Source organism: Arcobacter thermotolerans (assembly GCF_983172305.1).
Genome location: NZ_CFAFZJ010000003.1, coordinates 218,309 through 227,183, shown reverse-complemented (window position 1 = coordinate 227,183; position 8,875 = coordinate 218,309). Strand labels below are relative to the sequence as shown.

Annotated in this window: 7 protein-coding genes; 3 read left to right on the top strand and 4 right to left on the bottom strand. The window is 31.0% G+C overall.

What is annotated here, in order from left to right:
- The first annotated feature begins 272 nt into the window (after window positions 1-272).
- Window positions 273-473, top strand: a complete 201-nt coding sequence (locus AC5LG6_RS04195) for a helix-turn-helix domain-containing protein (protein WP_066167308.1) — start codon at window positions 273-275, stop codon at window positions 471-473.
- Between the two features lie 51 nt (window positions 474-524).
- On the opposite strand, the gene prpF is transcribed toward AC5LG6_RS04195, so the two are convergent.
- The 4 genes from prpF to prpB form a co-directional block, all read right to left on the bottom strand.
- Window positions 525-1,700, bottom strand: coding sequence for a 2-methylaconitate cis-trans isomerase PrpF (gene prpF / locus AC5LG6_RS04190; protein WP_498585777.1), 1,176 nt, complete (start codon window positions 1,698-1,700; stop codon window positions 525-527).
- A 278-nt stretch (window positions 1,701-1,978) separates the two neighbouring features.
- Window positions 1,979-4,570 carry a Fe/S-dependent 2-methylisocitrate dehydratase AcnD gene (acnD, locus tag AC5LG6_RS04185; RefSeq protein ID WP_066405128.1) on the bottom strand — a complete coding sequence of 864 codons (2,592 nt, stop codon included), beginning with the start codon at window positions 4,568-4,570 and terminating at the stop codon, window positions 1,979-1,981.
- 76 nt (window positions 4,571-4,646) lie between these two features.
- Complete coding sequence (gene prpC, locus AC5LG6_RS04180; RefSeq protein WP_373681281.1) at window positions 4,647-5,789, bottom strand: bifunctional 2-methylcitrate synthase/citrate synthase; 1,143 nt, start codon at window positions 5,787-5,789, stop codon at window positions 4,647-4,649.
- 57 nt (window positions 5,790-5,846) lie between these two features.
- Window positions 5,847-6,734, bottom strand: coding sequence for a methylisocitrate lyase (gene prpB / locus AC5LG6_RS04175; protein WP_066167319.1), 888 nt, complete (start codon window positions 6,732-6,734; stop codon window positions 5,847-5,849).
- Between the two features lie 173 nt (window positions 6,735-6,907).
- On the opposite strand from prpB, the gene AC5LG6_RS04170 reads away from it, so the two are divergent.
- Both AC5LG6_RS04170 and AC5LG6_RS04165 read left to right on the top strand, forming a co-directional pair.
- Window positions 6,908-7,885 (top strand): hypothetical protein, encoded by a 978-nt coding sequence (locus AC5LG6_RS04170; RefSeq protein WP_066167321.1) that lies wholly within the window; start codon window positions 6,908-6,910, stop codon window positions 7,883-7,885.
- A 53-nt stretch (window positions 7,886-7,938) separates the two neighbouring features.
- Entirely contained in the window at window positions 7,939-8,865 is a 927-nt protein-coding gene (locus AC5LG6_RS04165; RefSeq protein WP_498585776.1) for a D-2-hydroxyacid dehydrogenase, read from the top strand.
- Window positions 8,866-8,875: the final 10 nt, after the last annotated feature.

Below are 8,875 nucleotides of genomic sequence, written 5' to 3'. Positions count from 1 at the left end.
AAAAAACAAACTAGCAACTACTAAAAATATCTTTGCACCAAGAATTAATCTTTGGCTCAATAGATAAAAATAGAGTATAAAAGTTATTGGTAAAAATAAAAATATGAATTCATATGAGTTAAATAACAATGAAGTTTCCCCTAATAGATATAAAATAGGAATAATATTCCGAAATAAGAAAAGATTATATACATATTTTTCCCAATATATAATTAATATAAGAAATATTTTCCGAATTTTTTTAATAGATTGTTTCTTGTAGAGTTTTCTTTATGAAACTAACACAACAAGATAAAGCAAGATTATTAGGAATTGATGCAAGGACTCTTAGAAATTGGAGAAAAGAGAAGACATATTTATACGATATTATAGAAAAAGGTTTTGCATTTGAAGAGTTTGTAAAAACTGCTCAAGAAAAAATTGATGATTTAAAAAAACTAGAAGATAGTTTGAAAAAAGATAAATTAAAGTGATTTAAAAGTTTATATAAAGAGTTAAAATTAAGGCTAAGCCTTAATTTTAATTTATCCCATAATATCAGCAGGTGCGTAAACTTCACCTTTCATAATAATTCTTGCACTTCGGCTCATTGTAGCTTTATCAACTATATATTTTCCATTTTCTTTTTTGATAACTGCTCCAACTTTTAGTGTTCCAGATGGGTGCCCAAACTCAACAGCAGTTTTCTCACCTCCACCAGCAGCTACATTTACTAAAGTTCCTTCAATACAAGCAGCAACCCCAATAGCTACTGAAGCTGTTCCCATCATAGCATGGTGAAGTTTTTGCATAGATAAAGCTCTTACATGAAGGTCAATTTCGCTAGCTTTTACCTCTTTTCCACTTGAAGTTGTAAAATCACTTTTTGGAGCAACAAATGCAATTTTTGGAGTATGTTGTCTAGTCTCTGCTTCTTTTAAATCACTTATAAGACCCATTTTTAAAGCACCATAAGATCTTATTTTTTCAAATCTTGCTAAGGCTTGGGCATCACTATTAATATCAGCTTGAAGTTCTGTTCCTTTATAACCAATATCAGCAGCATTTAAAAATATTGTAGGAATTCCTGCTGTTATCATAGTTGCTTTAAATGTTCCAATTCCAGGAACTTCTAAATCATCTACTAAATTTCCCGTAGGAAATAACTCTTCACTTGGATCAACTGGTTCTGCAAACTCTAAATTTATCTCTTGGGCAGGGAAAGCAACACCATCAATATAGTAATCTCCCATCTCTTTTACTTGTCCATCAACCATTGTTACATAACAAAGAATTGTTTTTTTGATATTTGCTTGCCAAATTCTTACACAACAAACACCATTTTGTGGAACATTATCAACAAGTCCTTCATGAATAGCAAAAGGTCCAACTGCTGAACTTAAATTTCCACAATTTCCACTCCAATCCATAAAATCTTTGTCAATTGCAACTTGTCCAAAATAGTAATCAACATCGTGGTTTGGAACAGTTGATTTACCAACTAAAATAGCTTTAGAAGTACTAGAAGTTGCTCCTCCCATACCATCCATTTGTTGTTTATAAATATCAGGACTTCCAACTATTCTTTGAAGAAGTTTATCTCTTTTTACTCTGTCTTCTTGAGCCTCTTTTGGAAGATCTGCTATATTAAAAAATGTACCTTTTGAAGTTCCACCTCTCATATATGTTGCTTTTACTCTTATTTGTGGTATGTATGCCATATTTATTCTCCTTTTAAAATTTTATAAAATAGTTCAAAAACTGCTTTATAAAAATTTATATAGGAAAGTTGTTTTGTAAGAAATGGGACACTTTGTCTTTTTAGGAAAAAGATTTTCGAGATAAATTTCGTTAAAAAAATGAAACTGTTTGAAGCAAACTTTAGTTTGCAAGTTTTTCATTTTTAGAAATTTATTGAAAAAATCCCTAAAAAGGCAACGGGTGTCCCGATTTTCTTTTGTTACTTTTCTTTGTAAAAAGAAAAGTAACAGCTTAATAGTTATTTGTTTTCAGCAATAACATCTTTTGCGAATTTTTGTAAAATTCCACCAGCTTTGTAAACTTCAACTTCTGCAGTTGTATCTAATCTACAAGTTACTTTGAACTCTACTTTTTCACCATTTGCTCTAGTCATAGAAACTGTTAAATCACCTCTTGGTTCAATGTTTCCTAATATATCAAATGTCTCTGTTCCATCTATGTTGTAAGTGTGTCTTGTATCACCTTTTTTAAATTGTAGTGGTAAAACACCCATTCCAACAAGGTTAGTTCTATGAATTCTTTCAATTGATTCAGCAATTACAACTTCAACACCTGCAAGTCTTACACCTTTAGCTGCCCAGTCTCTTGAACTTCCTTGACCATAGTTTGTTCCAGCAACGATAATTAATGGTTGTTTTCTTTCCATATAAGTCTCTATTGCTTCCCACATTCTTGACTCTTTGCCTTCTGGCATAATTTTTGTTAGGCTTCCTTGTTTAACTTTACCATTCTCATCTTTAACCATTTCATTGTATAGTTTTGGATTTGCTAAAGTTGCTCTAAGTGCTGTGTTATGGTCACCTCTATGTGTTGCATAAGAGTTTAAATCCTCAAGTGGCAATCCCATTTTTAAACAATACTCACCAGATGCACTGTTTGCTTGAATAGCATTTGAAGGTGATAAGTGGTCTGTTGTAATATCATTTGGGAATACTCCAAGTGGTCTTAAGTTTTTAAGAGCTGGCATACTCATAAATGCATCTTCCCAGTATGGTGGTTTTTGAATATATGTTGATTTTGCATCCCATTTATAAAATGGTTCAGCTTTTTCACCTTTGTCTGATTTTGCAAACATTGGATCATATATTTTTGCAAACATCTCTGGTTTTACAGATTTGTAAACAATTGCATCAATCTCTTCATCACTTGGCCAAAGATCTTTAAGTCTTACTTCATTTCCATTTTTATCAATTCCAATAACACCTGTTTCAATATTAACTCTAATACTTCCAGCAAGTGCATATGCAACTACAAGTGGAGGTGAAGCTAAGAATGCCTCTTTAATAAATGGGTGAATTCTTCCATCAAAGTTTCTATTTCCTGATAAAACAGCAGTTGTATAAACACCACTTGCTGTTGCTTCAGCTTCAATTTTAGGATCAAGTGCACCACTCATACCGTTACATGTTGTACATGCAAATCCTACAATTCCAAATCCTAATTTCTCTAATTCACCTAAAAGACCTGAATCTTTTAAATAAATTTCAGAAACTTTTGAACCTGGAGCAAGTGAAGATTTTACCCATCTTTTTCTTGTAAGTCCAAGCTCATTTGCTTTTTTAGCTAATAATCCAGCTGCAACAACGTTTCTTGGATTTGATGTGTTTGTACATGATGTGATAGCAGCAATTAAAACCGCACCATCTGGCATAACATCATTTGAAATTTCGATTTTTTTAGCAATTCCTCTATCATCAAGAGCTGATACAGGAAGAAGTTTATGTGGTTGAGATGGACCTGCTAATGTTCTTGTAACAGTAGTTAAATCAAATTTAATTGTTCTTGCATATGTTGCTTCACTTAAAGTATCTGCCCATAGACCATTTGCTTTTGCATAAGTTTCAACTAATTTTACTTGCTCAGGACTTCTTCCAGTGATTCTTAAATAATCAATAGTTCTATCATCAATAGCAAACATAGCAGCACTTGCACCATACTCAGGAGTCATATTTGAAATAGTTGCTCTATCTCCTAAATCAAGATATTTAATTCCGCTTCCATAAAACTCTAAATATGCAGAAATAACATTGTTATCTCTTAGAAAAGAAGTTAAAGATAAAGCTATATCAGTAGCCGTAATTCCAGCACCTCTAGTACCAGTAATTTCAACTCCAATGATTTCTGGAACCCTCATATAAGATGGATTTCCAAGCATTACATTTTCAGCTTCAAGTCCACCAACTCCAACAGCAATAACTCCAAGAGCATCAACATGAGGTGTGTGTGAATCAGTTCCAACAAGTGTATCAGGAGATGCAATACCATCAATATTGTGAATAACTGGAGACATTTTCTCAAGGTTAATTTGGTGCATAATACCATTTCCTGGAGGAATAACATCTACATTATCAAATGCTTTTTTAGTCCAGTTAATGAAATCAAATCTATCCGCATTTCTTCTATCTTCAATATCTCTATTTTTTTGGAAAGCATCTGGATCAAATCCACCACACTCAACTGCTAATGAGTGGTCAACGATTAATTGAGTTGGAACAACTGGATTAATTTTTTGTGGATCTACACCTTTACTTGCAACTGCTTCTCTTAGCCCTGCTAAATCAACGAAAGCTGTAAGCCCTAAGATATCATGACAGATAACTCTTGATGGATACCAAGGGAAATCTTTGTCTGTTCTTTTTTCTATTAATTGAATAAGTGAATCTTTTAAATCTTCACTTGGACATTTTCTAAGTAAGTTTTCTGCTAATACTCTTGATGTGTAGTTAAGTTTTGCAAAAGAACCAGGAGTGATATCTTCAACTGCACTTTTTACATCATAATATTTAGTATCTAAACCATCTAATTGTTTAAGATATTTTTCGTTTGTCATTTTATTTTCCGTTTTCTATTTTTTAAAGTTTATTGTAAAAAAAAATTTAGGCTAAATTTAGCCTAAATTTTAAAGATTATTTTCTATCTTCTAGTGGGACATAAGCTCTTGGCTCTGGTCCTGTATAGTTAGCTGATGGTCTAATAATTTTTCCATCTTCTCTTTGTTCAATTACGTGTGCACCCCATCCTGTAACTCTTGCGATAATAAAGATTGGAGTAAACATATCTGTTGGAATTCCCATTTGATTATATGAAACAGCAGAGAACCAGTCAAGATTTGGGAACATTTTCTTTTGATCCCACATAACTTCTTCAAGTCTCGCAGCTACATCATACATTAACATATTTTTATTCTCTTCAGATAGCTCTTTTGCAACTTTTTTGATAACTACATTTCTTGGATCTCTTGTAGCATAAACAGGGTGTCCAAATCCAATGATAATCTCTTTTTTAGCAATTCTTTCTTTAATATCTTTTTCTGCTTCATCTGCTGAAGAGTATCTTTCTTGAATTCTAAATGCAACTTCATTAGCACCACCGTGTTTTGGACCTCTTAAAGCACCAATAGAACCAGTAATACAAGAATACATATCTGAATTTGTTCCAGCAATTACTCTTGAAGTAAATGTTGAAGCATTAAATTCATGCTCAGCATATAAAATTAAAGATACATGCATAGCTTTAACCCAAGATTCTCTTGGTTTTTCACCATGTAATAAGTGTAAGAAATGTCCACCAATTGTATCATCATCAGTTACAACATTAATTCTTTTTCCATTGTATGCAAAATGATACCAGTATAAAAGCATAGAACCAAAAGATGCCATTAATTTATTGATAATATCTTGAGCTTCAGCTTTTGGATGAGACTCATCTTCTTGATTTAATGCTCCAAGAACTGAACAACCTGTTCTCATAACATCCATTGGATGACAAGTTTTTGGTAATTGCTCTAATGCAATTTTTACACCTTCTGGAATATCTCTAAAAGATCTAAGTTTTGCTTTATATGCTTTTAACTGCTCTTTATTTGGTAATTCACCATGAACGATTAAATATGCAATCTCTTCAAATTCAGCTTTTTCAGCAAACTCTAAAATATCATATCCTCTATAATATAAATCATTTCCTGTATTTCCAACTGTACATAATGCTGTACTTCCAGCTGCTACACCTGAAAGTGCAACAGATTTTTTTGGTTTAAACTCTGTACTCATAGTACTCATATTTTCTCCTTAGTTTGATTTAATTTTAAATAAAATGTTCAAAGCTAATTACTTAGCTTTACCTTTAGAAAATAATTCATCCATTTTTTGCTCATAAGCGTGGTAGTTTAACATATCGTATAACTCCATTCTTGTTTGCATTGTACTAATAACACCTTCTTGAGTTCCTTTATCTTTTAACTCTTGATAAACATTTAATGCAGCTTTGTTCATTGCTCTAAATGCTGAAAGTGGGTAAAGAACCATTGCAATTCCAACACTTGCTAACTCTTCAGTTGTAAATAAAGGAGTTGCTCCAAACTCAGTAATATTTGCTAAAACTGGTACAGTCATAGCATCTGTAAACTCTTTATACTCTTTTAAAGTGTGAACAGCTTCAGCAAAAATAGCATCAGCTCCAGCTTCAACATAAGCTTTAGCTCTAGCAATTGCAGCAGCTTGTCCTTCACTTGCATGTGCGTCAGTTCTTGCAATAATGTAGAAATCAGGATCTAACTCTTTTTTAGCATCAACAGCAGCTCTGATTCTATCACACATCTCTTCAGTAGATACTAACTCTTTATTTGGTCTATGACCACATCTTTTTGCAGCAACTTGATCTTCAATGTGCATTCCAGCAGCACCACTTCTAATAAACTCTTTAACAGTACGAGCCACATTAAATGCATGTCCCCAACCTGTATCAGCATCAACGATTAATGGAGTATCACAAATAGAAGTAACTCTTCTAATATCAATACAAACATCTTCAATCATTGTCATACCTAAATCTGGTAAACCATAAGAAGCATTTGCAATTCCTCCACCACTTAAGTAAATAGCTTTGTGACCTACTTTTGTTGCTTGTAATGCTTGGTATGCATTAATTGTTCCAACAATTTGTAGTGGACTTGAAGCTTTTAGGGCTTCTCTAAATTTTTTTCCTGCACTTGTCATCTTTTATATCCTTTAAAAATATTGTAAGAAAATTATATCAATTTTGTTTTTTTTTGTATGTACTATTTTGTTTTAAGAATTTACAATTTTTATACATTTTTTATTATTTGAACATAATTTGTTTTTATGTATTATTTTTGTACAATATACGAAAATTTTATTAAAGGAAGCTTATGGATTTTAAAAATTCAATAGAAAAATTTATAGAGATATTTAATCGTTCAAACTTAAGTATTTCAAAATTTGCTAGCTTAATTGATAAGGATAGAAGAACTATAACATCGTGGATTGATAGAGTTAGTAATGTAGAAATAAGTAACGATATAAAAACTAAAATCTGCAAAGAGTTTAGATATCCTGAGTATATTTGGGAAGATGCTTGTAGTGGTGATGAATTTTTAAAATCTATTACATCTATACCTCAAAAAGAGGTTAGAATTATTGATGAAGATTATAAAGGAAGACTTCAATATATAATTGAACATGAAAAAAATAGAAGATTTGTAATTCAAGCACAGTTTCCAGGACCAATGTATAGAGATAGTGCTGTACGAAAAGTGTACAAAACAACAAATAGTTCTGAAATAGAAGAGTTAAAACAAGAAAGAATTAACCAAATGCTAAGATATGACTACGATACAACTGAGTGGTACTCTATAAAATCAGTCCTTAGCTTTTGTTTTGCAAGTATTGGAAACTTTTTTACAAGAGAAGAAAAAATAAAAGTATTAGAACTTATGCATGAACTTTTTAACAATAACTACAATAAAAAACTATTTTTATTTGACTCATTCTCAAGAAAAATATATGGAATGGAGACAACATATATATCTATAAATGTAAAAAATAAAATACTATTTTTTAAATCCCCAATTGAATCTGTTTTTATAGAGATAAGAAATAAAAGCTTAGTTGAAAGAATGCACAAATATTATAGTTCATCAATAGAAGCACCATCTCATGTAAATTTTTTGGATTCTGTAAAGATTTTAAAGATACTTCAAGATGCTGTAAAATACAATAACACAATAACTCAAGCTTATGAAACAATAAATCGTGAAACAAACTATGGAGAGCTTTTTTACAATAATCTTAGTATTGATTTACAAAAAGAGGTAACTCCACCACGAATTGCCCATAGACGAGATTAATATGAAAAATTCCTTTTAATTTATTAGGAATATACAAACTAAAGGATAAAAAAATGAAAATAGTAATTTTAGATAGAAAAACATTGGGTTATGATATAGATGTATCAGTTTTTGAAAAATTTGGTAGTGTAATCTCTTTTGATGTAACAAAACCAGATGAAACAAAAGAGAGAATAAAAGATGCAGATATTATTTTAACAAATAAGGTTTATGTAGGAAAAGAGGAGCTAGAAGAGTCAAAAGTTAAACTAATTTGTATAACTGCAACAGGTACAAATAATGTAGATTTAATTTATGCAAAAGAGGCAAATATAAATGTAAAAAATGTGGCAGGTTATTCAACTTCAAGTGTTGTGCAGTTAGGGTTTTCAATGATTTTTTACTTTGTTCAAAAACTAGACTATTATAAAAAATATGTAGATAACGGTAATTGGCAAAAAAGTGATATTTTTACTCATATAGATATGCCTTTTTTTGAACTTGATGGAAAAAAAGTTGGAATTATTGGTCTTGGAGAAATAGGAAGAGATTTTGCAAAAAAAGCCAAAGCCTTTTCTTGTGAAGTTGTTTACTACTCTACAAGTGGGAATAATCAAAATAGCGAATACAAAAGTGTTAGCTTAGAAGAGTTATTAAAAACTTGCGATATTATATCTGTTCATGCACCTTTAAATGAAAAAACAAAAGATTTACTAGGATATAAAGAACTAAATCTTTTAAAAGATGGTGCTATTTTACTTAATCTTGGTCGTGGTGGAATTATAAACGAAACAGAATTAGCAAAAATTTTAGATGAAAAAGAGATTTATTGTGGTCTTGATGTTGTTACAAAAGAGCCAATTGAACAAAACAATCCACTTTTAAGTGTAAAAAATAAGCAAAGACTTCTTTTGACTCCTCATATTGCATGGGCTAGTATTGAAGCTAGAAAAAGATTAATAGAAAAAGTTGCTAAAAATATAGAAGATTTTTTAAAGTAAAAAAGTAGAT

Excerpts from the sequence above, each read along its gene's own strand:
- prpB (WP_066167319.1), bottom strand. The coding sequence starts at position 6,734 with ATGACAAGTGCAGGAAAAAAATTTAGAGAAGCCCTAAAAGCTTCAAGT.
- prpF (WP_498585777.1), bottom strand. The coding sequence starts at position 1,700 with ATGGCATACATACCACAAATAAGAGTAAAAGCAACATATATGAGAGGT.
- AC5LG6_RS04165 (WP_498585776.1), top strand. The coding sequence starts at position 7,939 with ATGAAAATAGTAATTTTAGATAGAAAAACATTGGGTTATGATATAGAT.
- acnD (WP_066405128.1), bottom strand. The coding sequence starts at position 4,570 with ATGACAAACGAAAAATATCTTAAACAATTAGATGGTTTAGATACTAAA.
- prpC (WP_373681281.1), bottom strand. The coding sequence starts at position 5,789 with ATGAGTACAGAGTTTAAACCAAAAAAATCTGTTGCACTTTCAGGTGTA.
- AC5LG6_RS04195 (WP_066167308.1), top strand. The coding sequence starts at position 273 with ATGAAACTAACACAACAAGATAAAGCAAGATTATTAGGAATTGATGCA.
- AC5LG6_RS04170 (WP_066167321.1), top strand. The coding sequence starts at position 6,908 with ATGGATTTTAAAAATTCAATAGAAAAATTTATAGAGATATTTAATCGT.